27 protein-coding genes are annotated in these 26,179 nt (G+C 62.3%); 24 read left to right on the top strand and 3 right to left on the bottom strand.

Going from position 1 to position 26,179, the window contains the following annotated elements:
- Positions 1-74 precede the first annotated feature (74 nt).
- From L5014_RS28605 to L5014_RS28500, 22 genes are all read left to right on the top strand, one after another.
- Positions 75-467 carry a hypothetical protein gene (locus L5014_RS28605; protein ID WP_238467162.1) on the top strand — a complete coding sequence of 131 codons (393 nt, stop codon included), beginning with the start codon at positions 75-77 and terminating at the stop codon, positions 465-467.
- A gap of 9 nt (positions 468-476) precedes the next feature.
- The gene (locus tag L5014_RS28600; protein WP_238467161.1) at positions 477-944 is read left to right on the top strand and encodes a hypothetical protein; all 468 of its coding nucleotides are present in this window, start codon (positions 477-479) and stop codon (positions 942-944) included.
- Positions 945-1,149: 205 nt separating this feature from the next.
- Complete coding sequence (locus tag L5014_RS28595; RefSeq protein WP_238467160.1) at positions 1,150-1,566, top strand: hypothetical protein; 417 nt, start codon at positions 1,150-1,152, stop codon at positions 1,564-1,566.
- A gap of 84 nt (positions 1,567-1,650) precedes the next feature.
- On the top strand, positions 1,651-3,171 hold the full coding sequence (locus L5014_RS28590; RefSeq protein ID WP_238467159.1) for a hypothetical protein: 1,521 nt from the start codon (positions 1,651-1,653) through the stop codon (positions 3,169-3,171).
- A 9-nt stretch (positions 3,172-3,180) separates the two neighbouring features.
- A complete protein-coding gene (locus L5014_RS28585; RefSeq protein WP_238467158.1) occupies positions 3,181-3,645 on the top strand; it encodes a hypothetical protein in 465 nt (154 codons plus the stop codon).
- 254 nt (positions 3,646-3,899) lie between these two features.
- Positions 3,900-4,124: a DUF3717 domain-containing protein gene (locus L5014_RS28580; protein WP_238467157.1), complete on the top strand. Its 225-nt coding sequence runs from the start codon at positions 3,900-3,902 to the stop codon at positions 4,122-4,124.
- A 122-nt stretch (positions 4,125-4,246) separates the two neighbouring features.
- A complete protein-coding gene (locus L5014_RS28575; protein ID WP_238467156.1) occupies positions 4,247-5,272 on the top strand; it encodes an ATP-binding protein in 1,026 nt (341 codons plus the stop codon).
- Between the two features lie 18 nt (positions 5,273-5,290).
- Positions 5,291-5,515, top strand: a complete 225-nt coding sequence (locus L5014_RS28570; protein WP_238467155.1) for a hypothetical protein — start codon at positions 5,291-5,293, stop codon at positions 5,513-5,515.
- 144 nt (positions 5,516-5,659) lie between these two features.
- Complete coding sequence (locus tag L5014_RS28565) at positions 5,660-6,574, top strand: hypothetical protein (protein WP_238467201.1); 915 nt, start codon at positions 5,660-5,662, stop codon at positions 6,572-6,574.
- Between the two features lie 7 nt (positions 6,575-6,581).
- Positions 6,582-7,775: a vWA domain-containing protein gene (locus L5014_RS28560; protein WP_238467200.1), complete on the top strand. Its 1,194-nt coding sequence runs from the start codon at positions 6,582-6,584 to the stop codon at positions 7,773-7,775.
- Between the two features lie 266 nt (positions 7,776-8,041).
- On the top strand, positions 8,042-9,088 hold the full coding sequence (locus L5014_RS28555) for a TadA family conjugal transfer-associated ATPase (RefSeq protein ID WP_238467199.1): 1,047 nt from the start codon (positions 8,042-8,044) through the stop codon (positions 9,086-9,088).
- Between the two features lie 20 nt (positions 9,089-9,108).
- Positions 9,109-9,495, top strand: coding sequence for a TrbC/VirB2 family protein (locus tag L5014_RS28550; RefSeq protein ID WP_238467154.1), 387 nt, complete (start codon positions 9,109-9,111; stop codon positions 9,493-9,495).
- Positions 9,482-9,814 carry a VirB3 family type IV secretion system protein gene (locus L5014_RS28545; protein ID WP_238467153.1) on the top strand — a complete coding sequence of 111 codons (333 nt, stop codon included), beginning with the start codon at positions 9,482-9,484 and terminating at the stop codon, positions 9,812-9,814. The genes L5014_RS28550 and L5014_RS28545 overlap by 14 nt, the downstream gene beginning before the upstream one ends.
- Complete coding sequence (locus L5014_RS28540; protein ID WP_238467152.1) at positions 9,808-12,282, top strand: VirB4 family type IV secretion system protein; 2,475 nt, start codon at positions 9,808-9,810, stop codon at positions 12,280-12,282. Before L5014_RS28545 ends, L5014_RS28540 begins: the two co-directional genes overlap by 7 nt.
- Positions 12,283-12,292: 10 nt before the next feature.
- Positions 12,293-13,042: a DUF4141 domain-containing protein gene (locus L5014_RS28535; protein WP_338019345.1), complete on the top strand. Its 750-nt coding sequence runs from the start codon at positions 12,293-12,295 to the stop codon at positions 13,040-13,042.
- 8 nt (positions 13,043-13,050) lie between these two features.
- On the top strand, positions 13,051-14,094 hold the full coding sequence (locus tag L5014_RS28530; RefSeq protein ID WP_238467151.1) for a type IV secretion system protein: 1,044 nt from the start codon (positions 13,051-13,053) through the stop codon (positions 14,092-14,094).
- Positions 14,091-15,494, top strand: a complete 1,404-nt coding sequence (locus L5014_RS28525) for a TraI domain-containing protein (RefSeq protein ID WP_338019344.1) — start codon at positions 14,091-14,093, stop codon at positions 15,492-15,494. The genes L5014_RS28530 and L5014_RS28525 overlap by 4 nt, the downstream gene beginning before the upstream one ends.
- Complete coding sequence (gene traD / locus L5014_RS28520; RefSeq protein ID WP_238467150.1) at positions 15,491-17,371, top strand: conjugative transfer system coupling protein TraD; 1,881 nt, start codon at positions 15,491-15,493, stop codon at positions 17,369-17,371. Before L5014_RS28525 ends, traD begins: the two co-directional genes overlap by 4 nt.
- A gap of 12 nt (positions 17,372-17,383) precedes the next feature.
- Complete coding sequence (locus tag L5014_RS28515) at positions 17,384-17,905, top strand: hypothetical protein (protein WP_238467149.1); 522 nt, start codon at positions 17,384-17,386, stop codon at positions 17,903-17,905.
- A gap of 236 nt (positions 17,906-18,141) precedes the next feature.
- Positions 18,142-18,714 (top strand): IncC plasmid conjugative DNA transfer DtrJ family protein, encoded by a 573-nt coding sequence (locus L5014_RS28510; protein WP_238467148.1) that lies wholly within the window; start codon positions 18,142-18,144, stop codon positions 18,712-18,714.
- Between the two features lie 234 nt (positions 18,715-18,948).
- Complete coding sequence (locus L5014_RS28505; protein ID WP_238467147.1) at positions 18,949-19,818, top strand: ATPase; 870 nt, start codon at positions 18,949-18,951, stop codon at positions 19,816-19,818.
- Positions 19,819-19,828: 10 nt separating this feature from the next.
- Positions 19,829-21,541, top strand: a complete 1,713-nt coding sequence (locus tag L5014_RS28500) for an ATP-dependent helicase (protein ID WP_238467146.1) — start codon at positions 19,829-19,831, stop codon at positions 21,539-21,541.
- Positions 21,542-21,914: 373 nt separating this feature from the next.
- On the opposite strand, the gene L5014_RS28495 is transcribed toward L5014_RS28500, so the two are convergent.
- The 3 genes from L5014_RS28495 to L5014_RS28485 form a co-directional block, all read right to left on the bottom strand.
- Positions 21,915-22,328 (bottom strand): bactofilin family protein, encoded by a 414-nt coding sequence (locus tag L5014_RS28495; RefSeq protein ID WP_238467145.1) that lies wholly within the window; start codon positions 22,326-22,328, stop codon positions 21,915-21,917.
- Positions 22,329-22,341: 13 nt separating this feature from the next.
- Positions 22,342-23,124, bottom strand: coding sequence for a hypothetical protein (locus tag L5014_RS28490; protein WP_238467144.1), 783 nt, complete (start codon positions 23,122-23,124; stop codon positions 22,342-22,344).
- 81 nt (positions 23,125-23,205) lie between these two features.
- Positions 23,206-23,820 carry a DUF1845 domain-containing protein gene (locus L5014_RS28485; protein ID WP_238467143.1) on the bottom strand — a complete coding sequence of 205 codons (615 nt, stop codon included), beginning with the start codon at positions 23,818-23,820 and terminating at the stop codon, positions 23,206-23,208.
- Positions 23,821-24,473: 653 nt separating this feature from the next.
- Between L5014_RS28485 and L5014_RS28480 the strand changes: the two genes are divergently transcribed.
- The gene (locus L5014_RS28480; RefSeq protein WP_238467142.1) at positions 24,474-24,743 is read left to right on the top strand and encodes a DUF7696 family protein; all 270 of its coding nucleotides are present in this window, start codon (positions 24,474-24,476) and stop codon (positions 24,741-24,743) included.
- Positions 24,740-26,065 (top strand): recombination directionality factor, encoded by a 1,326-nt coding sequence (locus L5014_RS28475; RefSeq protein ID WP_238467141.1) that lies wholly within the window; start codon positions 24,740-24,742, stop codon positions 26,063-26,065. Before L5014_RS28480 ends, L5014_RS28475 begins: the two co-directional genes overlap by 4 nt.
- Positions 26,066-26,179 lie beyond the last annotated feature (114 nt).

The raw sequence follows: 26,179 nt of genomic DNA, 5'->3' as shown, positions 1-26,179 counted from the left end.
CATAGCCGGCTCTCTTACCTGCAAGGCGGGGTGACTCCTTTCGGAGCACCTCGCCGTTTTCTTTTGAGGCACTTATGAACCACACCAGCAAGGTTTTCCACGCGTCCCGCGGTAGCGCGAGTGCCGCGCGGGAGGCGGGCGTCAAGCATCATGCGCAGCGTTTCCTTCGCCGTGTTGCAGGCGACCTCCGCCTGCGCACTGGCGAACACGAGATCGTGACCGAGCCGGCCCAACGCGGCCACGGCTGCCGTGTCACGCTTCGCACCAACAGGCTCATGCTCGAGGTTGCAGATACGCCCGGGCGCGGCAGCCAGACTGTCTCGTTCCGCACCCGGCGGGGTCGAAAGGACCTGTCGGGAGGCGGCGACAACGCCGTGAGTCAGGAGCAGCTCGCGTCGCGCGAAGGCTACGAGGCATTCCTCGGCGCGTTGCGTCTTACAAACGGGCTTGATTCGGAACGTCGGTAGGAGGCGGGCATGGAGATCGTTACTGTGGTCGTCCAGTATGCGGGCGGCCTGGAAATCTCTGAAGGTGCCACGCTTGATCCCGCGACCGGGATCGTGCACGTCTCCGAACGCCTTCAGCAGCTGCTTCGCGAATGCGATACAACGGAGTCACCGCCGAGACTTACCGTGCTCGACGGCGGTGTCCGTCACCTGCTGATTCGCGATCGCGCTGAATTCAAACGGGGCGAAACAATCGCGCTTCCGATCCCTCGTTCGGCATTCCCGTTCAGCGGTTTCGGACACGCTTGGAGCAAGGACCAGCGCCAGCAGTTCGGACGGTTCATGCACACGCTGGCGGCAGCTTCGGTTGTCGGAGCGGTCGGCTTCTGGCATGCGACTACGAGTTGGACCGTAGCCGCCGTGCGGAATGAGGCGGGTCTGGCCTTCGCCGTTGTGATACTCTTTTTGGTAGGCATGGATTCCATGAACGGAGAATGAACATGGGTTTCGGAATTTTTGCTCTGGTGATCGCATTGGCCTTCAGCATTTACGGCGGCTACATGACGAACAAGGGCCGCGCGGCGGATCGTGAACGTCGCTCGCATTCGCACTGAACATTCACTGTAGCGCCAGCTTTCGCTGGCAATCCCAATCAAGGGCCGCACACATTGGTGCGGCCTTTTGCTTTTCTGGACATCTTTCCATGCAATCGACACTTGAACTCCTCGACGCGCCCGGCGCGCTGGACGCAGCACCGTTTGACACCACCGACAAAACCGTTGGGCAGGTCGTAGACCAGATCTGCCGGAAACTGCGAAGGACGGAACTCGAGCCGGAGTGGGTCGTCGCAGCGAATTTCATGGACGACGCGAACGAAGCGCGGTACGGCTCGAAAGGTGACTCGCCGTGGCCGCAGTCAGGCGGCCGACGAGACCGGCTTTGCCTGTCGATTTCGATCGGTAATTCCGAAGGATGGCTCGTCCAGATCGACCATGTTCGTTTCGTTGACGAAAGCGGCGGTCACTGGCTGAATCAGCCGCTCGTCCGCATCAAGGTGCTTGGCCGCTCGCAAGCGTGGGCGATAGCTGCCCTGGTATCGCGCCTGCTGGACATCGACTGACCTGACCTACCGTCGCCTTTTTTCTTTCCCTCGCGGGGCCTTCGCCCCGCTGGGTGATGGCCCCTTCTCAATGGAGGCTCATCCATGTACACCTTGACAACCCCTAATGTAGTTCTGACTTCGCCCACGCTCGCCGGCCTCTTTCCGCTGTTCAAGGACGATCGCGTGCGCGAGATAGACACGTGTTCTATCCGGCTTGCCGGCGCCGATGCAGGCGAGCGCATCACGCGCTACAACGGCGCGCTGGCGCTCCGTATGCCCGGTACCGCGCGCAGCATCGTGACGGAGATGCTTCACGAAATCCGGCGCGCTGGTTCATTCATGCGACCGGATGGCTCGCACCGCGAACCGAGGGAGGTCCTCGCAAGCGATTGGGATGCCCTGTTCGAGTTCGTTGAGCTTTGTCGCAATCCAAATCTGCTGCTTTCGTCGGATCAGATTGACGCCGCAACGGCCGAGGAGCGGGCAGCCGGCAAACACTTCGTACTTTCGGACATGTGCATCGAGACGATGGAGCGGCTGTTCGGCTTTGGCTATTGCGGCCCGCGTCTCCCCGGGACCCGGGAGGTACAAAGCCGCCACGCGTTGCACGTCGCGTACGCGCTGCTCGCCAACCTGCCGGTGCCGGATAGGGTGCTGGAAACCTACCGGTCCGATCCGGGTGCGTTCCAGTACGCAGAGTGGGGCGAGGTGCTCGTACACGTGCCCAGCCTGCGTGGGGCGATTCCGGGCGCGAAGCTGCGCACCATCGCCTCGGTCATGCGCCACAACGGCAAGCCCGTCAACGAGCAGAACGCGGACATCATCACGATGCTCGCGCGCCTGCTGCCCGACGATGCCCCGTATCCGCATGCAGAAGACGTCCTTCATGCCCACGGTCTCATCGACGATCTGTCCTTGCCCGAGACGTTCAGCAAGCCGGTTGACGTTGGCCAGCCTGTCTCGCCGTTGGCCAATCGCGTTCGCGAACTGGTTGCGGCAAGCATCTGCAGGCGGGCAGTCGAATACGCCGACAAGGAGCTGAAGGCGGGTCGCATCAGCCAGCGCGCGCACCGTCACCGCTGCAACATTGCCCGTCTGGATCAGGGACGTCACACCTTCGAGTATGGCAACCGGATGGCGCGCTCGCTCGCCGAACGCAACGTGGAGGCCTTGCTCAAGGTGCTGGACACTTCCGACGAACACAACCGGGCCAGCAAGACGGCGTTCGAGGAAGTGCTTGGCGTCAAGCTGCTACGTCTGCGCCCGGCAGCGCGTCGGCGCGCGGTGTTCCTGCTGTGCGGCTACAACGAGGTGCAGCAGACGCAGTGGGAGGCGCAGGCCGCACAGCGCAAGGCTGCGTCGGAAGCCGAACGCGATCTGCAGGACGCGCGCAAAGCTGCCACCCAAGCCCGCTACAGGGACGCGGAGGATGCGGTTATTACGGGTATGGAGCATGTCGATCGGGCAATCAGTGACGGCTACTCGAGCATCCGTAGCTATCGCATCGGTGCGAGCGTCAGGTATGTGCTCGCTCGCGGCGAGGAGCGCACGGCGCGCCGGCTCAGTGCGAAGGACGGCACGCTCGCCTACGCGCGTGCGGTCCTCGGCACTCTCGCATCCTAGGAGGTGGCCATGCGATTCGAGCGTGAGCCCCGGGCGGAAGGCTACAACTGGACCACCCGCAAGGAAGCACTTTTCCTGCGCCGGGAGGCGCGCGAGGCAGAGAAGATAGCGCGTGACTATCCACTGTTCGTCGGGCAGTTTCAGCCCAGACCGACACTGCCAATTGATGACGAGCGCAAACGTCGCGAACGGATGCTGCTGGAATGCGAGCAACGCTGGCGGGACCTGCAGGCGCGTTTCTGGCGGCAGGCCCGACGCGCGTATTTTGCGTGTGTGCCCGAGATGCGCGCAGCGATCCTCGCCGAATGGAGCCAGTGGCGTGGTCCCGCGAGGCCGCTGTATTTCACCTACATCGTCGAGAAGCACAACGGCGTGGGCGAAGCACGTACGCGTCGACTCCGCGAGGAGGACGCCGCCATGCTCGCCCGTATCCGGGCGCGTGAAACTTCGCAGGCTAGGTTGTTGCTGACATGAGACCTTGACCCGACCGGCGCATTTTTGCGCCGGTTTTTTTTCGTCCGTTCGCGGTGGCACGCGCACGAAAGCTACCCCGAATTGCCCAGCATTGCGAGACCAGAAGGCGTCTCGCGAGCCTAAACTGGCTTCTGTTACCCGCGTCCCTGACGCATCGAACCCGCCGGCGAAGCCGGCTATATAACCCGCCTGGAAGGGACCCCGTCCCGGTTCGGGCGCGGCGTCTCCCGGGCTTTCCCCCAAAGGAATCGCCCATGAACACACAACCTTCCGCAGTGACGCTCGCGCAGCTAGAAAGTGCGATCAATCACTGGCGCGAGCGTCGTCCGAGTGCCGATCAGGATCAACAGGTGCTTTGCGCGGAAGCCCGCGCGCTGGCAGACGTCTACGGCCTTCTCATCTTTAGCGGCGCTCCGAGCATCGAGTATTCGACGCTTAACGCCATGCAGCGCGAGGCCCTCGCGGCCGTGCTGCGCTAACCGCCTTTTCGCGCCAACGGCGCATCGACGGCCGCTAACGCGGCAATCCACTTCACCCTGTCGGGACAACGCTCCCGATAGGGACGTTGTTCGCACAGGGTTTTCTCTTTCAAGGAAAACTCATGCAAGTCAACGCTTCCCAGCTCAACGCACTGCTCACCGCCTACGTTCCGAAGCGCCTTCCGGTGCTGATCACGGGACGTCCGGGCATTGGCAAGAGCGATATCGTGGCCCAGGTCGCGGACACGGTCGACCACGATCTCATGATCAGTCATCCGGTCGTCGAAGACCCGACCGATTCGAAGGGCCTGCCGTTCGCGGCGGCCGATGGCCAGACCGCACGCTTCCTGCCGTTTGGCGATCTGGAGCGTGCGCTGCAGCCTCGCAAGCGTCCGCTGATCTGGTTCCTCGACGATCTCGGGCAGGCCTCGCCGGCGGTGCAGGCCGCGAAGATGCAGCTGCTGCTCGCCCGCCGCATCGGCGAGCACGAGCTGCCCGATAACGTCACTTTCCTTGCGGCCACCAATCGCCGTAACGACAACGCGGGCGTGAGCGGCATTCTCGACCCGTTGATCTCGCGCTTTGCCACGGTGGTGGAGCTCGAGGCGACGATCGAGGAGTGGACCGCGTGGGCCGTCGCGAACGACATTGCGCCGGAACTCATCGCGTTCCTGCGTTTCCGCCCGGATCTGCTGTCGGTCCAGAAGACGTCACGCGACATCGAAGCAACGCCGAGCCCCCGCAGCTGGGGCTTCGTCGCCAAAACGATGGGCGCGGTGCCGAAGGAACTGGAGCTGATCTCCCACGCCGGTTCGGTGGGCGAGGGCGCGGCGACCGAGCTTCTGGCATTTGTCCAGATCTACCGGCAGTTGCCGTCGCCGGCAGCGATTCTCGCGACGCCCGATGTTGCGGCGATTCCGGACGCACCGTCGGCGCTCTACGCGATCAGCGCGGCGCTGGCGATGTACGCGAACGAAAGCAATTTCGAGCGCGTCGTCACCTACACCGAGCGTTTGATCAGCGCAGGTCTGAGCGAATTCGCCGCGTTGCTGGTCACGGACGCGCTGCGCAAGACGCCGGATATCGCGAACACGCATGCGTTCATCAAGGCGCAAGGCGGTGCGATCGGCAAGCTGATTCACGGCTAAGCGGATGCGGAGAGAACCATGTTCTACAACGCCCGTCGCGCCCAGTTCTATCGTCTTGTTTCCGAGACGTATGTATTGACCGAGCCTCAACTCCTTCGCATCGTCCGTGCGAAGGACGTCTGGTCGGCCCGGTATCGTGCGGCCGCGCTGCGTCACCTGCATCGTCTAGCCCCGCTTGATGTCACCCAGGGGCGGCCGTTTGCGGAAGCGCGGCGGCTGGCGCGGCGCCACTACGACGTCTGACCACGCGCCCTGGCAGTCTGCACCGCCGGGGCGCGTGTCGCCTCATCCCTTTTCTTCGTTGTTCCGGGCCGCGTCCTCCACGTGCCCGCGCCGCTGTTCCCTTTCCTGATTCATTCCATTCCATATCCTTTCTGGAGCTTCTCCATGAACATCACCGATATTCAATCGCGCGTCATGCTTTGCTCGGTCACCATCTCGTCGTGGGTCGCACGACGCTTCGATGAGAAGGTCACCGAGGAGGTCGAGACCCGTCACGACACGAAAGGCATCGGGCGTTTCAACAAGCGCCTGTTGCCTGAAAATGCCCCCAGCTTCAAGGAGGTCGTGTCGCTTGGCGGACGGATCCGCCGCTACTTCTATGACCACACGCTGGAATACAACCAGCTTTCCGTGCGTCTGCTGCCGACCAACATCTACATGGAGTTTTCGGCGCAGATGCGAAAGATGAAGGACGAGTTCGATCTCGCCGTGCAGGTCTTCCTGACCGACTACCTAGACCTCAAGGAACAGGCACGTCTGGAAATGAATGGCCTGTTCAACGAGGCGGACTACCCGACGCTCGCGCAGCTTGGCGAGAAGTTTGGTGTGCGCATGGCGGTTCTGCCGTTCCCGGACGCCAGCCAGTTCGGCGTCGATCTGCCCGAAGATGTGCTTACGAGCTTGCGCTCTGAAATCGACCAGCACGTCCTGCGCTCGATTGAGGACGCCAACCAGGACATCGTTCGCCGTCTCTACGATGCCGTGTCCGCGATGGCCAACCGGCTGTATGCGGCGGGCGGTGTGCGCATCGATGTCGCTGACAATGTGCGCGAGTTGTGCGGACTGCTGCCGAAGCTGAATTTCAGCAACGACCCGCAGTTGAACCACATCCTCGAGCAGGCCAACCGCCACCTCGCCGTGCACAACGGCGTCGACCTGAAGGAATCCGAGGTGCTTCGCTCGCAGGTGGCCGCCAAGGCAACCGAGATCGAGGAACTGATGGAAGCCTTCATGGGCGGCAAGCCGCATATGGCGATGCCCGAGCCTGGCCAGGCACCGCAACTGCGCATTGCAGCGTGAGGTGAGCATGGATCCACGCATCTCAAGGCAGCGCTCGGCGCTCGTGATGGACCAGCCGTTTTTTGGCGCGCTGGCGCTGCGTCTGAAGGTACTCGAGGATCCGGCATGCAAGACGTTCTGGGTGGACGGGGAGACGCTGGGCTACAACCCGGCGTTTCTCGACACCCTGAACGATCTGGAATGCCGCGGCGTGCTCGCGCACGAGATCCTGCACGTCGCCAACGGCCACTGCTTCCGGCAGGGACCCCGCGACGCGGACCGGTGGAACGACGCGTGCGACTACGCGATCAATCCAATAGTGAAGCAGGCAGGTTTTGTCCTGCCCATTCGGCACCTCGACGACGCGCGCTTTCATGGCAAGTCGGCCGAGGAGATTTACGCGGTCCTCACGCAGGAGGCGAGGCAAAGGGAGAAGGAGAAGGCTGGCGGCAAACCCGGCGCGCAATCGCCGGGTGGCCAGCAGGCCCCCGCGAACGGCGCGAACACACCGTCAGCGGCTCCCGAACCCGGCGCTCCGTCCTCCTGCGGCGAGGTCCGCCCCTATCCGGGGCCGGACAAGCCCGTGAAGGAGGCAGAGTGGAAGGTTGCGACGCTTCAGGCCGCGAAAGCGGCGAAGATGCGTGGCAAGCTCCCCGGTGGCATGCAGTCGATGGTCCAAACGGCGGCGGAGCCTTCTGTGGACTGGCGTTCGATCCTGATGCGCTTCGCGCAGCAGGTGACCAACGACGACTACAGCTTCGCGATGCCCAACCGTCGCTACCTGCATCTTGGGTTCTATCTGCCGTCGCTTCATTCGCCGGCAGTCGGTGACGCGGTTTTCGTACGCGACAGCAGCGGGTCGGTCTTCGATGAGACGCAGGCGCAGTTCGCAGCCGAGATCATCCATGTGGCCGAAGTCGTGCGCCCCTCGCGCCTAATCGTGATGGACTGCGATACGCGCGTCACGCAGGTGCAGGTGTTCGAGCGGGGCGACCCGATCGAGCTTGCGCCGGTGAAGGGCGGGGGCGGCACTGCGTTCACCGATCCGTTCCGTCGACTGGAAGAGGAGGGCATCAATCCCGCGTTCCTCGTCTATCTGACGGACATGGATGGCCGCTTTCCTGAAGTGTCCCCATCGTTTCCGGTGTTGTGGGCGTCGACGACGCCCATTCGCCGGGCACGACAGGCGCCCTTCGGCGAAATGGTCGAGGTGATCATCTGATTGCCTGTTTTCCCTTAACCCCACCCGGCTCGCGAGCGCCGGGTTTTTTTCGTCCATACGCTGCTGCGCATACCGACGAGACCGGACACGACCGGCGAAAAGCTGTACAAAAACTTCACCATTCCGGGTTTAAGCGTTTAGGCGCCTAAACGGGAGTGGGGCAACACATTGCCCCTGGGACGGGCGCGCGGACGTTCGGAAAAGCTGCCGAATATCGCTACCCTTTTGCCCGGTCGGCGGGGCGGACGGGCCGGAACAATACCAGCATGTCCGATGCCGCCGAAAACCCCCTGCTCAAGTTCAACCGCCTCGAAGAGAGCGCGGTAAAGATGTTCTTCGCGTCGCTCGCGCCGTTGCGCGAGTTTCTCGACGCGCCCGACATCGCCGAAGTGATGGTCAACAACCCGAAGGACGTCTGGATCGAGCGTCGCGGGGTGCTCACACGTGTGCCGCTCCAACTGAACCCTTCAACGCTGTCTGGAGCAATTCACTCTCTAGCCTCTTCCGTTGAGAAGTCGGCGAAGGCGGGTACGGCCCAGGGGATTCTGAACGCGGGCCACGGCAACCTGCGTATCGCTGCCGTCATGCGTCCTACCGCGATTGACGGCGACGCATTGAGCATCCGAAAGCACCGCGACAAGCACCTGTCGCTCGACGACTACGTGCAGGCCGGTGCGTTTTCTCGCGCCCGCGCGCGCGAGGACGTTGATTTCGAGTTCTTTCGACCTGGCATCGAGAACGACGAGTTGCGTCAGGCGCTGCGCGAGATCGTGCGCGCGAAGAAGAACATCCTCGTGGCCGGCGGCACGTCATCGGGCAAAACGACCCTGCTCAATGCCATGGGCGCCGAGATCCCCGATGAAGATCGCGTGATCACGATCGAGGACACCATGGAGTTGAACCTGCCGGTGCCGAACAAGCTGCGGCTTCTCTCAAACACCGACACCGGGGTTTCGACCCAGATGCTCGTTGCGCTGTGCCTGCGCTTTCGTCCCGACCGGATCCTCGTGGGCGAGGTGCGCGCCGGCGAGGCCTACGACTTCATCCAGGCACTGAACACTGGCCACGACGGCGGACTGGGCTCGATTCACTCGAGCACGGCGCGAGGCGGGTTGCGCCGGCTTGAGAGTCTCGCCATGCTCGGCGTGCCCTCCGGCACGCGCTGGGACATCTCCGACCTGCGACAGAACATCGCCAGCTGCTTCAACTATGTCGTTCACCTGAAGCGCACCGGCGAAATGCGCCATCTCTCCGAAATCCTCGAAGTCCGGGGCTATGACAACGGGGACTACATCCTCAAACGCGTTTTCTAAACCACTGGAGTGGACCAACGATGAAGCAGTACCTCGCCTCTTTCATTCAGAACGCCACGCGCCGGGCGCGCACGGCGTGCTCGCGCCTGTTCAGCCGCCGGGAACTGCGCACCACGCTGATTGCGGCCGCGCTCAGCGCGATCGCTCCTGTCGCGTCGGCTACCTCGACCGACCTGAGCGATCTCGGTCCGGCAACGGACGCAATCTGTCTGATCTCGAACTACATCAGCGGCCCCTGGCTCTTCTGTATCGGTCTGGTCGTGATGATCATCGCATTCATCGCAATTGCGAACTCGGAAAGCACGCTCGGCAAGGTGCTCGGCAGCGTGTTCGTCGGCGTCGGTCTCGCAGCCTGTGCGATTCCAGTGCTCAAGGACCACTTCAAGATCAGCTATGTCTGCACGTAACCGGGTCAAGGTCAGCCGGGGGCTGTCCCTGCCTCGCCAGATTGGCGGGGCGGACCGGCTGCTCGCGCAGGCAAATGCCTTCATCACGCTGCTGCTTTGCTACGCGTGCGGGTTTGACCTCGTGAGCTCGATCGGCTTCATTTGCCTCGGCATGGGGATGCACTTCTTCCTGCGCTGGATGAGTTCGCGCGACCCCTGGTGGCGTCTGGTCATGCTCGTCTACAACCGCTACCCGGACGTCCATGAGCCGACACCGGGCGGAAAGTGGTCCGCCCGATTTCGACGGCCCTACGGTTTCGATCAGGATCTGTCATGCTGAAGACAGGAAAACGGCGTGCGCTGGCGCGCCGGCCCATACAGGAAATCGCCCCCTGGGCCACCATGGTTACGCCGGACCTCGTCCTCGACAAGGACGGGTCCCTGCTGACCTCGTTCACGTTCGATGGCGTTGACGCTGATACCCCGAACACCAGCGATATCACAGCGGCGCGTAACAACCTCGATAACGCGTGCAAGAACTTCGATCATCGTGTCACCGCGTGGTGGCGACTCTCGCACCGCAGGGTGAAGGGCGCAATCGACGGCGAATTCGCTTCGCCGCTGGACACGCGGCTCGACGAGATCAACCGGCTGAACATCGGAAGCGGGAGGTTCTTTCGGAACTCCCACTCGTTGTCGCTGGCCTTCACGCCGGAGACCGGCTTCAACAAGTTCTTCGAGAAGGTCGGCTACCACCTGAAGGTCGGTGGCAAGTCCATGCCGCTCGCTGTTTTCGAGGCAATCCGGGATCAGGTACTCACGCGTAATGCGTTCGCCTTCGACATTGATCAGCTGACCGCCGACATTCGCCGGTTCGAGGGTCTGCTCGATGCGTTCCGTGGCGGCATGGGACGGCTGAAGATGAAGCGTCTGGAGCTGCAGAACGCACTTGCGCACCTGCACCAGACTGCCAATCCCTCCGTGCCGCCGCGGCGCGTGCGCTATCCGGTCACGATGCTCGACACACATCTGACCGAATCGTTTGTCACGTATGGCGCCGAGCATCTCCTGTTCGAATCGGCGCATGGAAAGCGATTTGCCAAGATTATCGCGGTCAAGGAATGGCTTGGATTCCAGGAAGCCGCGCTCGACGTGCTCTGCGACGTGGATGCGGAACTCGACATCTGCGTGATGTATCGCTTCCTGAGCACGAGCCGCGCGGAAGCTTTCATCAAGTCCGTGCGCAAGTTCTTCAAGGCGGCTGCGATCAACCCGTGGGCGATCCTGAAGCAGTTCTTCGCGAAGGAAGAGCAAAAGAACGACAAGGGGCGCGAGACCCTGGCCGACGAGGCCGAAGACGCGCTCACGAAGCTCACCGCCGAGGGTGCGCAGTACGGGTTCGCGAACATTTCGGTGGTTGTTTACGGCGACACGATCGAGGAATGCGACCAGGCGACATCCGATGTGGTCGGGCGACTGAGCAATGCGGGCTTCGGTCTCGTGATGGAAAAGGACAACCTGGGCGCGGCCTGGGCGTCGACGCTGCCGGGACGCTGGGACCAGCAAAAGCGGCTGCAGTTCGTAGAAACCGCTGCTGTCTCGGATGTGGCGCCCGTGCGCGGGGTATCGGAAGGCCCTGAGGTCAACGAATGGCTGACGCAACAGTTTGGTCGCAAGACCGGCGCGACGACGGTCTTGCCCACGCGCCACCGGACCCTCCAGCGCGTCGTTCTTCATCACCCGGGCGGCCGCTCCCATTTGCTGGTCGTGGGTCCGAACGGCGCGGGCAAGACGATGTTGCTGAACTTCCTGCTTTCCCAGATGGCGCGGCACGACGCGCGGCGCATCCGCTTCGACAAGGAACGCTCGACCCGGATTCCGACGGTTCTCTCGGGAGGACGGTTCATCGACGTGACAGGACGCTACGAAGCGGCGACGCCGATCAACCCCCTGTCGCTGCTCTCGGACGAACGTCATTACGCGTATGTCGCGACGTGGGTCCAGATGGCGATCGAAGATGATGCGTTCAAATGCACGCCGACGCAGGAGCGCGAGATCTTCGAGCGTGTCGCGATGCTCGCAACGGGCTACGGCCACGAGTACTGGACCCTGTCGTTCCTCACCACGCTGCTGTCGGCCGAGTTGCGTGAGCGTCTGCGCATCTGGACGAAGGGCGAAAAGAACGGGAATTTCTTCGACCATGTCGAAGACGCATTTTCGCTTTCGGACAACCTCTCAATCGAGTGCGGAGACCTGTTCCAGAACAACCCGGAAGCGGCACTCCTCTTTACCGATTACGCCTTTTACCAGATCTCGCAGTGGCTGGACGGCAAGCGCTTCACGGTGATCGAGGTCGAAGAATGCGGCTTCTTCTTCCTGTACCCACGCTTCTATGCACGACTCGAACTGTGGGCTGTGACGATCCGGCGCCTGAACGGCACGCTCGCGCTCGCCACGCAGTCGCTCAAGCAGCTCGAGCGGGTCGCGAACTTCGAGGTGCTCAAGGAACAGTTGCAGAACATCTTCTATCTGGCCAACCCCGACGCGCGGAGCAACATGAAGCTGTACGGCGATGTGTTCGGGCTGAGCGAAGGGCAGATCGACATGATCGTCAATGCGATCCCGAATCGCGACTACCTGTGGGTGACGCCCACGCAGACCCGCATGCTGCAGGCGAGCTTTGACAAGGAAACGCTCGCCGCCTTGCGCGCAGACGGCCGCGCGCAGACTGTGCTCGACCGGCACTTCACGTCTGGCGACGCGAACTGGACGGACAACTACATGCGCGAAATGCTTCTTTCTGATTGAGGAACCGAAAGTGAAAAACACCCTGTTTCGTGCCGTGGCCACTACGGCAATGCTCCTGTGCATCTCCTCGGGAGCACACGCCCAGCTCGTCGTCTTCGACCCGACCAACTTCGCCCAGAACTTCATCACCGCTGCGAAAGCGGTGAAGGGCGAGATCTATCAGGACACCAACATCGCGTACCAGTACCAGATGATGGCGAACCAGTTGCTGCAGGCCACGAACCTGAACCCGACGGCAATGAAGGCGCAGTACGACCAGATCACCGGCGATATCTCGAAGGTAGGCAGCCTCACGTCCACGCTGACCCAGTTATACGGAAGTCTGCAGCAGGGTTCGTCCTACATCACCCACGTGCAGAACCTTATTTCGACGTCCGGCAAGTCGCCGACCCAGTGGCTCACGGATATGAGCGAGTTGTACAGGCAGGGGGACGCGATGGCGACCAATCTGTTCCAGATGGGCAACAACGTGATGCAGCACACGCAGACCCTCGCGCAGCGCCGGTCGGACCTGCAGTCGCAGCTGTCGCTCACGCCGACCCAGCAAGCGACGGCCGAACTCACGACGCACTACCTGGACCTCGTCAGCAGCCAGAACTCAGACATGCTTCAGATGATGGCCGCCAAAACACAGAACGACGCCCAGCAGCAGGCGTCGACGAACGCCGCAGCCAAGGACCGGCTGTCGGCCGCGCAGTCGTACACAGCACAGCAGACCGCCGAGCGCGCAGCGTTCGACGCACTCCCCAACGGGAATTGAGGGGCAAAATGCGCTTCCGTCAGTTCCTGCCCGTGCTCGCCCTCGTGAGCCTCGGGCTTCTCGCAGCACCCGCATGGGCCGATGACTCACCCGCATTCGGGCAACAGATCACCGAATCAACCGGCACCACGGTCACTCAATCGTCGTCGGGCAACGAGACGTTCGGCTCGACGATGAACAAGGGCGAGATCGCAGCCGGCGCAACCAGGGCGGCAGCAAAGGCGGCGTCGCTCTTTGCTGCGGCGATCCCGGCAGCGGTCACTGTTAGTCAGAGTATCAAGAGCGAAGCCGACAAGTTCGCCGCAGGTCTGGGCGCTATCACGCTGGTCCTGACGTTTATCCGGTACTCCGCCACCCGGGATCCCGTGTCCGCGTGGGTGACGGTGTTCGAGGAAATCGGGACGCTCGGCATCTTCGCGTCGATCTACGTGAGCTACCAGACCTTCGCGCCGGGCTTTTACGACTGGTTCCAGGCGCTCGCGAACATAATCCAGTCGGGCGCAGGGCAGGGCGTATCGTCGTCGATGGCAGCTGCAGGCGGCGCGGTCATGGAGGCCGTCGTCAAGGCGTACAACGGCACGTCGTGGACCAACTATGTCGCGCTCACGATCTCGTTGTTCCCGCTGCTCCTCGCCTACGTCGTTCTGGTGATTACCAGCATCGTTTTCGCCTTCATGAACAACCTCGGTCTGATCCAGGCAGCCGTCGGGATTGTGATGGGTCAGATCGCGGTAGCGCTTGGATTTTCGTCGTACACGCGTGGCTACTTCAAATCGTGGCTTGACTACATGGTCAGTGCCGGCATGTATTGTGTGGTCTCGGCGATCCTGCTCAAGCTCGTTGCCACGTCGCTGAACAGCGCGATCGATGAAGCAACCTCCATGGGCTTGTCGACGGCCGAAGGCGCGTCGTACGTCTTCGACCTTTCGCTCTTCGTATTCCTGCTTTCGTTCGAAATTCCCAAGATGGCCGGCATGTTTGGCGGCGGCGCCAATGCATCGGGTTCGATGATGAAGAAGGCAGCCAGCGTTGCGACGGGAGGCATCCTGTGAGCGGCACCGCCCTGCATCAGCCAATGGAGGCCCCGGCGCTGCTCGCCGCGCACGATCGCCGCGTCTCGCTCATCCGCCAGGCCGCCAACGAGGCACACGACGGTGACTACAGTCTGCGGTGGGGGGAGCTGCTCGCGCGCTGCGCAACGTGGTTCTCCAGCCTCCCGTATTCGCCTGAGCTCTATCGCGAACCCGGCGGGGCGTTCCGCTGCACGGTGGAAACCGCGTTCTACGCGATGCGGCTTGCTGGTGGACAGAAGTTTGGAACGAACCTGTCATCGGAAAGGCGACGCCACGTCGAACCGCAATACAACCATGCGGTCTTTCTGGCGGCGCTCTGCTCGGGGCTCGATGAACCCTACCGGCATTTCATCGTGCTTCGAAGCCGCGACCGCGCGCAATGGAATCCGGCTGGACACGGAGCACTCGGACCGTGGCTCAGCGGTGACACCTATGCGGTTCAGCGCAGGCAGGCACCACTGCCCATAGAGCGTATGCGCACGGCGCTCTTTGCGCAGAACCTCATTGGCCACGAACTGCTGGCTGGATATGAGGCGGAGGTGCTCGCCCAACTCTTTGGGGCGATCAATCCAACAGTCGTTGCGCCGCCTGGTGAATCGCTCGTGCATAAGGTCGTGCGCCAGGCTGTAGCAGTCGCCGTCGACTTTGACAAAAAGGCGCAGCACGCAGTCTTCGAGGCAGTTCAGTACCCTGTGCCGCCCGCAATCAACGTTGCAGCGGCCGTTCAGCCCGTCGTCATGCCGACGCCGGCGGCAACGCCAATCGAAGGAGCCACACCAGCGGCACCCGTTTCACCCGGTGGGCCCGATGCTCCGGTACCCGAGACACTCGCACAACCGGCGGCGACGGCATCCAGCGCAGGCGCGACGACAGGCGCTACAGTTGCGGCCGCTGGCGTCCCGGCATCCGCTGCGCCCTTAACTGTCGACGCAACGCCATCGACCGTGCCTCCTCTCGAGACTGGCGAGCCGTTGCGATCACCAGAGTCGCGCAAGAAGGACGATTCGCAGCTTGGCCTGCCGTTTGCAGGCGAGAAGCCGCCACAGGCGTCAGTCGATCCGGCCGCCATTCGTCCGGCTGGACGTCCCGCGCCCGCGGCTACGCCCGCAGGCTTCGACGAGGTTCTCGAAGGGCAGCCGAACATGATCAGGGAGTTTTTCCGTGCTCTACGGGAAGACGTTGCAGCAGACAAGGCAAAGGTCAACTGGACCGACAAGGGGCTCGCTGTGTCCAAGCGTCTCGTCGGAAGCTACGGCGTAGCAAGTGACACGCTCGTTGAATATCTTCGAAAACGAAAACTGCTCGTCGCAAATGTGCAGGCGGAAATCGTGCTCGCGCCGCGCGCGGGTGAATTGATCCTCGAACGAGGCGCCGAATGAACGCCACGACAAGCTACATCAATCATTTCCGGCCAATATACGAGTTCCGCGCGACGATCTTCTGGCTCGTCGCCTTCGTGGTCCTGCCGTTCACCGGTATGCCATACGGCTGGATCTTTGGGCTCGCCGCGCTCCTGCCGTTGCTGCTTCGTGGTCGGCAGGTATGGAAAGCGCTGCGGTTTCGCATGGCGATCTCGACCAAGTGGCTCACCACGCTTGACGTGCCGCGCCTGCTGCGAATCCAGAAGCGCATGCGCGAGGAAAGCGATTCGATGTACCTCGGCATGGGCTTCGAGTGGACGCAGAAGCACTGCCAGATCGCGCACGACATTCTGCGCATGCCGACTACCGACATTCCAGGGCTCCCGAAGTGGCTGGGCAAGACGCGGCGTGGTCGCCAGATCGAGGAAGCGATCGAGAAAATCTTCGCGCCTGCCGACAGCATCCGGGACCGCATGCCGCAGGGCGCGTCGTGGATTCACGGCATGGAGCCCGACAAGGGGTTCGTGCCATTCCACTACAAGGCGATGGGCGGCCATACGGCGGTAGGTGGCACGACAGGCTCCGGGAAGACTCGCACCTACGAGGTACTGTCCAGCCAGGTCATCCATCTGGGCGACGTGCTCATCGTCATTGACCCAAAGAACGACAAGGACTGGAAGGCTCGCGTGCAGCGCGAATGCGAACGCGCTGGACGCAAGTTCCTGTACTTCAGCCAGGCGAAGCCCCATGAGTCGATCCGCCTGAACCCGCTCGAAAACTGGTCGCAACCTTCCGAAATTCCAGGGCGCATTTCCCAACTGATGGAGGAGGGGCCGTTCCGCGATTTCGCGTTCCTCTTCATCGACCGCGCGGTGAAGGGCGAACTGTATGTCGGCGACAAACCGAATCTGCGTTCGATCCTGACATACGCACAGGCAGGCGTCGCCAAGCTTCTGGAGCGCAGCCTCGAACGCTTCTTCCGCGACGCGGGGCTCGTGAACTGGGAGGAGCTCGTCGCGACCACGAAAACGCAGATAGGCGGCAAGCCCGGTAGCGTGTCGCGCGTTGATGCGATGGTGTTGCTCTACAACGAACGGTACGCACACGAGGACCACGGGCACGAGGCAATCGACGGGCTTATCGCCACACACACGCACGATCGCGACCACTACACGCGGGTGATTGCATCGGTCATGCCGTTGCTTCAGATGCTGGCCACCGGTGAGACGGGCCTCATGCTCGCACCGAAGGTCGAGGACTTTGAGGACGAGCGCGAGATATGGGACATCGACCGCATCATCAAGCAGAAAGCGGTGCTCTACATGGGTTTCGACTCGCTCTCGAACAGCATCGTGCAAAAGGCCATCGCGTCGCTCGTGCTTGCCGACGTGGCGGCCGTGTGCGGCGCTATCTACAACTTCTACAAGACGAACCCTGATGTCGTTCTGGTCATCGATGAGGTTGCCGAAGCGATCAACGAACAGGTCATCCAGATCCTGAACAAGGGCCGCGGCGCGGGCTTCAAGGCGTTCGTCGCATTCCAGACGCGCTCGGACCTGGAGGCGAAACTCGGAAACGCCGCGAAGATGCTGCAGGTTTTGGGCAACCTCAATAACCAGGTAATCCTTAGACTGGAGGACAGCGACACGGCACAGTGGTTCTCGGACAAGGTCGGGGAGACAGCGATCCGCAATATCCAGATTTCCGGGTCTACGAGCCGTGGCAGTGAAGGCCACATCGGTGAATTTAACGGTGGCATCACACGTTCGCTGCAACTGGAAAAGGCACCGCTCATCCCAACTGCGCTCATCCAGCGGCTGCCCAACCTGCAGTACTTCATGCGCATCTCGGGTGGCGCTGTGTATCAGGGCCGTATTCCAATCCTGCAAGGCTAAATATAAAAAGGCATGACTTCCACCGTGTTCAAGAAAATCATTCGCGACTACAAGCTTTCGGCCCATCTCGTGCCGGTGTTCACGCTCGCACCCGAACTGGAACTCGCCTGTTCGCGTCTGGCAGACTTCATCGGCGAGCGGTTCGTCGGCGAGAGCGGACCGCTGATGCGCGAAATGCTCGAGGACGGACTGGCTGCGTACAAGCGCGTACGCAAGACTGGCGAACCGCACGTTGCATTCATGCAGGGTCTGTTTCGCCGCGCACATCTGCTGTACGCGCGTCGCTACGTGGCACGCCAGGGCGAACGTCTGCACGTATGGTCCCCGATGTTCGAACCCGTGACGGCATTCGAGGCACGCTTTCCCGATTGCACCATCGAGATGGTCGACGAGGCGTGCCCGGAACGCATCACGCACAAGACCGCCGCTTTCCAGCTTGCCGCGCGCTCGCTCACCGGAGAGGGTTTCCGGCTTTACTTCGAGGACTATGATGTCGCTCACAGCTACCCTGATAGCGCTGCTGTCGGGGCTTGACCCGGCAGACGCGCAGCGCGCGCTCACAACGGCGGCGGCGCAGGATGATCCCGCTGCCCCCGCGCCGCGTGAGTTCGCGCGCGGGCGAGGCGCCAGGGCGTACGGCCTGGCCCTTGTGATCGTTCGAAATCCGGCCCGGTTCTGGTTCGGTGTTGCTGGCCTGATCGCGTTTCCTGCCTACCTCATTTTCCGTGTTGGAGCGTGGCTCTATGGCTAGCAGCAGGTTCGTTCGGCATGTGAAGTGGTGGTTCTTTGTTGTGCCACTTCTCGCCAGCGTCCTTCTCCCAATCATTCCGGACGATGGCCTCTTCGCTATCAGCGACGCCGAATCGCAGTCGGCGGTTCAGGCCCTCGGCGATGAACGTGCGCAGACCTCGGTTGACACGACGAACGTGTTGTTTCGCCGTTTTTTCGTGAGCACCGGCGCGGTGGCGGCGACATTGAGCGGCGGCGGCGACGGATTTGACGCGGATGGCACGCGAGACTTTGCGCGGGGCTGGGCCCGGCACTTCTGGATGCAGACCTACCGAGCGCTCTACCGTGCGGTGGTGATGAAGGCGTGGCTCGCTGGGACGATCGTGCTGTGCATGGCAGCGTGGGTGGACGGCACGATGCGGCGCCGGATCCGCGCCGCAGCAGCGGGCTTCGCCAGCCCGCTCTCGTTTCACCTGGCAATGCATGGTGTCCTTGTCGTGCTGGGCTGTGCGTTTGTCGTTCTTGTTCTCCCAGTGTCGCTCATCGCGCAGTGGTGGACGATCCTCGCGATCTTCCTTCCTCTACTGCTCTGGATTGTCAGCTCGTCGGCCTGACACCGCCGCCGGTCCACTTCTCATTCCCGAAAAGCTCACATTTTTTGTGAGCTTTTTGCGTTTAAGCGTTTAGGCGCCTAAACGAGCGCCCGTCGTCGCCGGTCCTGCTACGGACGAATGGCCAAAAGCCCCACTATTTCCACGCGTTTTGCCTCCGAGCGCGGTGCGGTCCCCGCAACAATAGGTAAATGCCGCGCGCTGGTGCGCGTGCAACTCTCACAGGAATTCGAAACCATGAGCACCAACAACGAAGATGCTGTCGTGGTCGACGACGCGGCAATCGCTACCGCCCTCGCAACGCCGCTGGAGTCGGGTAGCGCGCTGCCCGATGCTGTAGCCGCGGCTAACGTGACGGACGGCGCAGACGACGAGGAGATTGAGAACGAGCTCCAGCAAATGGAGAACGACGCGACCACGCTTCAGCGTGAAGGCATGATTTCCGACTCGGAGGCCGCCGACAAGCGTGAGCAGGTCGAACGTACGCGTCGCCTCTTTCGTGACCTGCCGCCTGCCGAGCGCGCCGCGATCGTTCGCCGTCGCCGCGAGATCGGCCGTCAGCTGCTGGACAAGCAACTCTCGGGCGCCGCGATCGTGCCTGCGGCGGTGCGCCTGAACCATACGCGCCTGCGGCCCCTTTTTGAGCAATGGTGGCCGTACCTGAACCGGATGAGCCTGAACATCCAGCGCTTCGGCAATTCGACCTTTGGCGAGCGCGACAAGGAAACCGTGGACACCTGGTTCGAAAAGCAGGTGAAGGCGCTTGAGGCATATGTGGACGAGCAACTTCAGGTTGCTGATGGCTTCCGCGAGCGGACCGAGCGTGAAATGACACAGCGCGGCGACATCGTCTTCCGACCCGCGGTCACCAAGCCTTCGCTGGAGATCACGGTGGAGGCCTACTCGCGTTTCTCCATGCGCGTTCTTTCAGTCATCACGCGCTTTGACCGGGTGATGGACAACTTCGACTTTCTGGTCTGGAACGGCGTGCGCGACCAGTCCGATATTGATGAGGAAACCGCCCGCTTTCTTCGCAAGTTCCATCCGGTGGGCGTGCGCGGGTACATGACCCACCTGCGCCTGATGACCACGGTTCGCGGCCTCTGAGCGTTGAACCATGCTCGACGGTCTGAACCCCCGGCAGCTCGAAGTTGCGCAGGCGCAGCGGCATTGCCTCGCGGTGGCCTGTCCCGGCGCTGGCAAGACGAAAACGATCGCGTCCAAGGCGGCATCACTGCTCGCCGCGCCTGGCAGCAGGGTAGGCGCTGTGACCTTCAGCAAGGATGCGGCGATGGAGTTACGCGATCGCATCCTCGCGCTTGCTGGCGCGGGCGCCAAGTCGCGGCTGATAGCTGGCACGTTTCATTCGTTGGGATTTCGGCAGCTTGCCAGGCCCGGTGGCAAGCGCCGCGATATAGCATCGGACGGTGACCGGACCGGATTGCTGATGCGCGTGCTAGCCGAGACGGGATTGAATTGGAAGGTCGAGGAAGCGGTTCCCGTCATCGAGCAGCTCAAGACGGGTATCACACACGCGATCGAGGGCTCCCCCGAGGCGATTCTTTACGAAGCCTATGAGGACGCGCTCGCGCGAAACGGCAAGATCGACTTTCAGGACATGTTGCGCCTCGCCATCGCTGGCATGGAGTCGGGGGACATTGAGCCTTATGCGTTCACCGATCTGCTCGTTGACGAGTTCCAGGACACCGATCCACTGCAGTATCGATGGGTGGAGTTGCATGCCGCCGCAGGCGCGCGCGTAACCGTGGTCGGTGACGACGACCAGAGCATCTACGGATTTCGCGCGGCGATGGGCTTTCGGGGCATGGAGGGATTTGCCACGAAGTTCGACGCGCAGCGCATCGTACTCGGGAGCAACTACCGATGTCGCGCCGAGATCCTCGCGGCGGCCGACCGCCTCATCCGGCACAATACCGACCGTATTGCCAAGGTGCTGCACGCGGAAAAGGGCGCCGGCGGTACCGTCGTCGCACGACGATTTAACGATGAATATGAGGATGCGGCGGCCGCCGTCGAGGCGATGCAGCCGCTGCTCGTCGCCGGTCAGTCGTGCGCGATCCTGTCCCGCACCAATCGTGTGCTGGACGCAATCGAATCGGTGTGTCGCTCGTATGGCGTGAAGTACTACCGCGCATCGGGACGCTCCGTGCTCGACCAGCCAGAAGGGGCGCTCATGTGCAACCTGCTGCAGATCGCCCAACGCGTAAAGCTCAATGGACTGGACGCGGTGCTTGGCTACGCAGGTATGAGCACGCGCGACCTCACGGCATTGCACAACGCGATGGGCGCAACGCTCGCGCAAAAACAGAAGAAGGATCTGATCGCACTGGGCCTCAACGAGGATACTGCGACGGTCTACCGTGGCTTCATGAAGCGCCTCGCCGAATGGCAGACCCTGTGCGAGCGGCAGTTCTATTCGCTGGCGCTTGAAGGCGTGCGCGAGTGGATGATGTCGTATGTGCGCAAGGACGCGGCGGAGCGCGCGATCGTCGCGACGTACGAGGTTATTTCGCGCCTGAATGGCTCGTTCAGCGAGCGCATCGAGTTCCTGAAGCGTGCCAACAATGAGCCCGCTCCCGATGCGCTTGTGCTCACGACGATGCACAGTTCGAAGGGTCTGGAGTGGGACCACGTGTGGATCACGCGCTCGGAAGAAAACGTGGTCCCCGACCAGAAGAGCCCTGAGCCGGAGGAGCGACGACTCTTCTACGTCGCGATGACGCGCGCGCGCGAAACGCTCACGATCACCTCGATCCGCAAGAATCCGCCCACGCGCTTCATTCACGAATCCCGGATACCCGAGGTATGAGTCTGACTGCGCCCGAATGGCTTACAACCTGGTTCACTTCAAAATTCGACGTGGCCGTTCCCGAGGCGTTCGCGCACTATCTCGCGAAACATCCCAACGGACTCTGGTCGCAAGCTGGCTCACTCTGGAATCCGATGAGATCATCGATGCAACAGAAGAGCGTGGTCTGCACGCTAAAGGCGTCTGCATGATCGCCACGACCGCGTCTGAAGCAATCTTTCTGCTTCGCGCGCGCGACGGGCGCGCACTTGCCTGCCCGATTTTGCGGAGGCACCGGCACGACTGGGTTGATGAACCCGACCGTCGGTGCTGTTCCTTGAGGGTCAACGAGTGAGTTCTCGTAGCCCTTGTCATTGAAAAACTCCGACTCTTCTCAGCCTGCACTGGTTGCACGCGCCAGATGCTGTACGTTCGATGGCTCCGGGACAGTTGCCGGACTTTCGATCGTTAGTTCGCGCGCAACGCGTTTGAGCTGGCCCTCGAGGGAAGCGCGCTCCCCAAGCCTGATGGTTCCGCAGTAGAAGATATTTCCACGCACGCGCCCGTTGATCTCGAGCGAACCGCGTGCGCGCAGGTCGCCTTCGACCGTCCCGTCGATACGCACGTGCTCGCCCTCGATCTGCCCCTTCACAAGTCCGCCCGCCCCAACATGCAGCAGTCCTTCGTTGCTGATGAGGTTTCCGTCGACTATCCCGAAGAGACTCAGGCCGTGGTCGAGAATGAGGTTACCCTCGATCGTCGAACCGGGCGCTAGCAGCGTGACGTTGAGCGTGTGTTGTGATTTCATGGTTTCCGGTCATTCAGAAGAGTTGTACGTCGGCGTTTCGCTGCACGGGCGCTGTCGGGGGCTTCGCGGACTCGTTGTTCGTCGGTTGTTCCGTTCGGGCCGGCGAAATGTGGGGGTGTCTCAGGTGTCGCACGACAGGTCGCGGTACCGGTTGGTCCTCTTTCTGCTGTGACGGACCGGCAGCTGCAGTCGCGACGGGGGCGGCCGTCACGGCCGCCGGCACGTTTGCCTGCGGCTGCGGTGCCGGCGTGAGGTGTTGACGCAGCGGCGAAGTGAGCGCTTTCTGTTCGTCAGGCACCCGCCCGGGATTCGCGGAATTCGTCGTTGCAGCTTCGCGAGATTGCGGCGCCTGGCGCAGCACCGCGGCGGTATCCACGGCGGCGCTCCAGTTCGCGCGGCCACCTTCGGTGAGCAGATCCTGCGATGTCAGGGCGGGGGGCGACGCGCTCGGCGAGAAAGCGTCGGGCGAACTGCCCGCTCGCGTCGCGGGACTGTCCTGTGCATCGTGGGCCGCGTCTGCATGGGGACGATTACTGCGCATTAACGGCAACAGGCGTGCCGTTCCCATACCGAGAGCCCCGCAGATGGCCGCACCGCCAACAATCATCAGCGCGGCGCGGCCAATCCTCCAGTGCGCAGTCCACGCCCGCCGAAACGACGAGCCGCTCGCAGCGGGTTCGTGCTCGAGCAGGATTGGCGCGGGCAGGGCCTTGACCTGGCTTTCCAGGTCGATGACGAAGTTTTCGCGGGCATAGCGCGCATGCAGCGCCTGTACTTCGCGAAGGTCGATTTCCATTTGTTATCCTTACTAGAGTACGGTCGAGCGTAGCCATCCCGCCCGGAAGTCAAGCTGGAACGAAAGCGATATGGCAGGCTTTTAGCGTTCGAGGCGTGCGCCGTCGAAGTCGTACTCGTCGTTGTCCGGCACGCACAGCAGCGTGACGCGATTGAGCTTCTTCTCGGCGTTCGCGAGCGTGGCGGTGCAGCGCTCCTGGCTCAGCAGGTGCGAAGCGTGAGCCGACCACGCGCGGGCGAAAAGGCGCTCGTACTGTGTCAGGCACCGGACAAGCTGGCCTGCCAGCGGGCGTTTGACCTCAAGCTCAATCGTCTCGTAGCGTCGTGGAATCTGGCGTGCGCCGAGTTGCTCGGTCCATGCGATCGCCATCGTGAACCACTCGCTGGTCTCCCGGATTGCCTGGTCTAGCGCGCGCAGCTTGCCTTCGCGCGCAACCGAGATCTTCGAGGCACAGAAGTTGTAGTCCGAGCGTAGAAAGGTCCGGACGAAGATCGAGCTGTACTTCAGCGTCGTCACCTGGGCGGAATCCGGGATGATCTTCGCGTAACGCGTGTCGCTCGTCAGGCGCTCGATGGGCTTGAGCCCGGTGACTGAAGAAAAGGCAGTGAGGGCGGCGGGTGCTTCGGGCGCCCCGCGCTGTGCCGTGTCGCCGGGTGTTTCCTCCGGCTGCGGCGCAGTTTCTATAACGGCGGCCATGATGTTTTTTGGGTGTGGTCTCTCTCATCCGCCATTGTGTTCCAGATTCGTCTGATGATTTGCGGGAAAAGCTGCACGATATTGGCCATCATTCCGGGCGCACGGAGCCGGGATTTTGGCGATACTGACTCCATTGCTCGCGTCTCCTGACGCATCGACCTCGACTCCGTAGCCCGGAGTCCGTCTTCTGCCTCAAGTCGTGCCGGGTTGTACCCTTACGGCATGCTCCGACCAGCTGGCTGCTGGTGTGGAATATCTCTCGTGCTGAGCGGCTCGCCACCTGCTCCCCTCTCGTCAGTCGTGATACTCGTTGCCGGCCGCATTCATTTGCGCCGCGACATCGTTCGAGCCCGGATATTCGGGTGTCTCTCTCCAGTCCCGTCTGGGTAGAACGATCGAAGTGGACTGACCCGTGAACCTGCGGCGAAAACTCCTGTTTTCGGAAAAGGGCTGTTCGCGCGACGTGATCATGTCGCGCCGGGAACGACCTTACGTTCCCTGTTATGAGCCTTGCGGCTCCCTGTACGCCACGTCCCCAGAAGGGACGTGGCGTATGGGTCATCTTCATCCGAATCCAGAACGCGTTCCTCTTGCCAGGGGAGCGCGTTTTTTTTCGTCCGTTGCTCTTTCATTCCCTGTCCGGAGACGCGCCCATGCTTCTTCCCAATGGTCTTGACCAACGCATAGCCGACGCGATCAGCAGCACGATCGAAAGCGAACGCGCCAGTATCGACACCACAACGCTCGCCTGGCGCGCGCGCTGTGAGGTTGCCCAGATCGCGATGCTCGCCGACAACGAGCGCCGCGTTTTCCTGTCCCATATCGCCACACGCCGCGGAGAGGCGGCGGCATCAAACCTGGAGCAGTCGGCCAGCGAGATGCGCACCTCGGCGATCTTCTTTCTTGCAAGGAAACCCTCATGAACGCTGTTCTTCCGTTAGGCGCTGTGCCTGTGCGCAGCATCGTCGAGGAGCGTGCACCTCGTGCTCCCGTCATCGGCCGGATCCGTCCCGGCATCAAGGTCCTGACGTCAGCCGCGAGGCAAAACGAGCAGGCCGTCAGGCTTTACGAGCAGCTTGCTGGTGCTGGCGAGTCGTTCGAGAAGATCGGCGACGAGATCGAGCGGCGCTGCAAGATCAGAAACGCGCTCGCGCCGCGCAATGTCTCGTACTTCACCTGCCGTCGCTCGGATTTCACCAACCCTGACGTCGCTGACGAAATCCTGCGTCTCTACGGCGAGGATCGCGGTGACGGTCTGAAGCTCTATCGTTTCCCCCTTGTCTTCGCTTTCAACGACTGGATGGCCAACATCCCGAACGAGATGGCGACGTGGGGCACGACCGGACGCAAGTTCTTCTCCGAGTACGGTGTCGACGGCACGCGCTTCTGCAAGCAGTACGCGACGCCCGAACGTGATGCACGCGCCCAGCGTGCGCAACGTAACTTCGGCCCACGCACAACCATCCTGCGCGAGGACAACGCCATTCCCGATGGCGTGTGCAACCCGCAGGGGTGCCCGCAGTACCAGCAACGGCAGTGCAACCTCTCCGCGCGCTTTATCTTTGCGGTCCCCGAGATCAAGGGACTCGGCCTCATGGAACTGCCGACGAACTCGATCTATGTGCTGCAGAAGGCGTATTCAGCGATGCAGACCGTGGCGCTCGCGCGTGGAAAGCTGACGGGCACGCGCTTCTGGATTTCGAAGCGGGAATTCGAGATCACACGGATCAACGAGCAGGGCGAACCGGTGCGTCAGATGCAGATGCTCACCGTGCTCGACGCGGACATCGACATCAGTGCGTTGCTCGATGGTGCGGAGGATCACCCGCCTGCGCTTGCGGCCGCGTCGGAAGCTGCGGCGCTGCTCGAAGGTGCAACGAACGTGTATCCGCTCATGCCTGCCGCGGAACCCGTTGGCGTCCTGCGTGATGTTCCGCTCGAAGGCACGACCGTCGTACGCGAGGCTGTTGAAGGGGCTGATCAGCAACGACGCGAGTTCCGGGAACCGGAAACGCTTGAAGAAAAGCGGGAGCGCATGTCAGACCTGCTCACCCGTCTTGGACTCAGCGTAGAGGACCGACAGCGCGACTTCCGGGTCTTCGCTCACGCGACGTACAGGCGCGGCTGGGCGCAACGTCCTGTCGACGTCGACGGTATGAACGCTCGCCTCGAAGCGGCACTCGAGAATCGCGAAGCGCTTGATCGCGAGATCGAGACTGCGGTCCGTGCAGCGATGCTTGACTGAGCACGGCCAGCCCCTTCCGGGGCTGGCTTGCTGGGCAAGACGCTGATGCGCGTTCGCGACGCGTTCGCCTGACTCTTTTTTCTCGCCGCGATGCGGCGTTTATCCCATCGAGGC

Source organism: Paraburkholderia tagetis, assembly GCF_022213065.1.
GTDB classification, from domain to species: domain Bacteria; phylum Pseudomonadota; class Gammaproteobacteria; order Burkholderiales; family Burkholderiaceae; genus Paraburkholderia; species Paraburkholderia tagetis.
This window is presented reverse-complemented; position numbering and strand designations above follow the sequence as displayed.

Excerpts from the sequence above, each read along its gene's own strand:
- L5014_RS28605 (WP_238467162.1), top strand. The coding sequence starts at position 75 with ATGAACCACACCAGCAAGGTTTTCCACGCGTCCCGCGGTAGCGCGAGT.
- L5014_RS28600 (WP_238467161.1), top strand. The coding sequence starts at position 477 with ATGGAGATCGTTACTGTGGTCGTCCAGTATGCGGGCGGCCTGGAAATC.
- L5014_RS28595 (WP_238467160.1), top strand. The coding sequence starts at position 1,150 with ATGCAATCGACACTTGAACTCCTCGACGCGCCCGGCGCGCTGGACGCA.
- L5014_RS28590 (WP_238467159.1), top strand. The coding sequence starts at position 1,651 with ATGTACACCTTGACAACCCCTAATGTAGTTCTGACTTCGCCCACGCTC.
- L5014_RS28585 (WP_238467158.1), top strand. The coding sequence starts at position 3,181 with ATGCGATTCGAGCGTGAGCCCCGGGCGGAAGGCTACAACTGGACCACC.
- L5014_RS28580 (WP_238467157.1), top strand. The coding sequence starts at position 3,900 with ATGAACACACAACCTTCCGCAGTGACGCTCGCGCAGCTAGAAAGTGCG.
- L5014_RS28575 (WP_238467156.1), top strand. The coding sequence starts at position 4,247 with ATGCAAGTCAACGCTTCCCAGCTCAACGCACTGCTCACCGCCTACGTT.
- L5014_RS28570 (WP_238467155.1), top strand. The coding sequence starts at position 5,291 with ATGTTCTACAACGCCCGTCGCGCCCAGTTCTATCGTCTTGTTTCCGAG.
- L5014_RS28565 (WP_238467201.1), top strand. The coding sequence starts at position 5,660 with ATGAACATCACCGATATTCAATCGCGCGTCATGCTTTGCTCGGTCACC.
- L5014_RS28560 (WP_238467200.1), top strand. The coding sequence starts at position 6,582 with ATGGATCCACGCATCTCAAGGCAGCGCTCGGCGCTCGTGATGGACCAG.
- L5014_RS28555 (WP_238467199.1), top strand. The coding sequence starts at position 8,042 with ATGTCCGATGCCGCCGAAAACCCCCTGCTCAAGTTCAACCGCCTCGAA.
- L5014_RS28550 (WP_238467154.1), top strand. The coding sequence starts at position 9,109 with ATGAAGCAGTACCTCGCCTCTTTCATTCAGAACGCCACGCGCCGGGCG.
- L5014_RS28545 (WP_238467153.1), top strand. The coding sequence starts at position 9,482 with ATGTCTGCACGTAACCGGGTCAAGGTCAGCCGGGGGCTGTCCCTGCCT.
- L5014_RS28540 (WP_238467152.1), top strand. The coding sequence starts at position 9,808 with ATGCTGAAGACAGGAAAACGGCGTGCGCTGGCGCGCCGGCCCATACAG.
- L5014_RS28530 (WP_238467151.1), top strand. The coding sequence starts at position 13,051 with ATGCGCTTCCGTCAGTTCCTGCCCGTGCTCGCCCTCGTGAGCCTCGGG.
- traD (WP_238467150.1), top strand. The coding sequence starts at position 15,491 with ATGAACGCCACGACAAGCTACATCAATCATTTCCGGCCAATATACGAG.
- L5014_RS28515 (WP_238467149.1), top strand. The coding sequence starts at position 17,384 with ATGACTTCCACCGTGTTCAAGAAAATCATTCGCGACTACAAGCTTTCG.
- L5014_RS28505 (WP_238467147.1), top strand. The coding sequence starts at position 18,949 with ATGAGCACCAACAACGAAGATGCTGTCGTGGTCGACGACGCGGCAATC.
- L5014_RS28500 (WP_238467146.1), top strand. The coding sequence starts at position 19,829 with ATGCTCGACGGTCTGAACCCCCGGCAGCTCGAAGTTGCGCAGGCGCAG.
- L5014_RS28495 (WP_238467145.1), bottom strand. The coding sequence starts at position 22,328 with ATGAAATCACAACACACGCTCAACGTCACGCTGCTAGCGCCCGGTTCG.
- L5014_RS28490 (WP_238467144.1), bottom strand. The coding sequence starts at position 23,124 with ATGGAAATCGACCTTCGCGAAGTACAGGCGCTGCATGCGCGCTATGCC.
- L5014_RS28485 (WP_238467143.1), bottom strand. The coding sequence starts at position 23,820 with ATGGCCGCCGTTATAGAAACTGCGCCGCAGCCGGAGGAAACACCCGGC.
- L5014_RS28480 (WP_238467142.1), top strand. The coding sequence starts at position 24,474 with ATGCTTCTTCCCAATGGTCTTGACCAACGCATAGCCGACGCGATCAGC.
- L5014_RS28475 (WP_238467141.1), top strand. The coding sequence starts at position 24,740 with ATGAACGCTGTTCTTCCGTTAGGCGCTGTGCCTGTGCGCAGCATCGTC.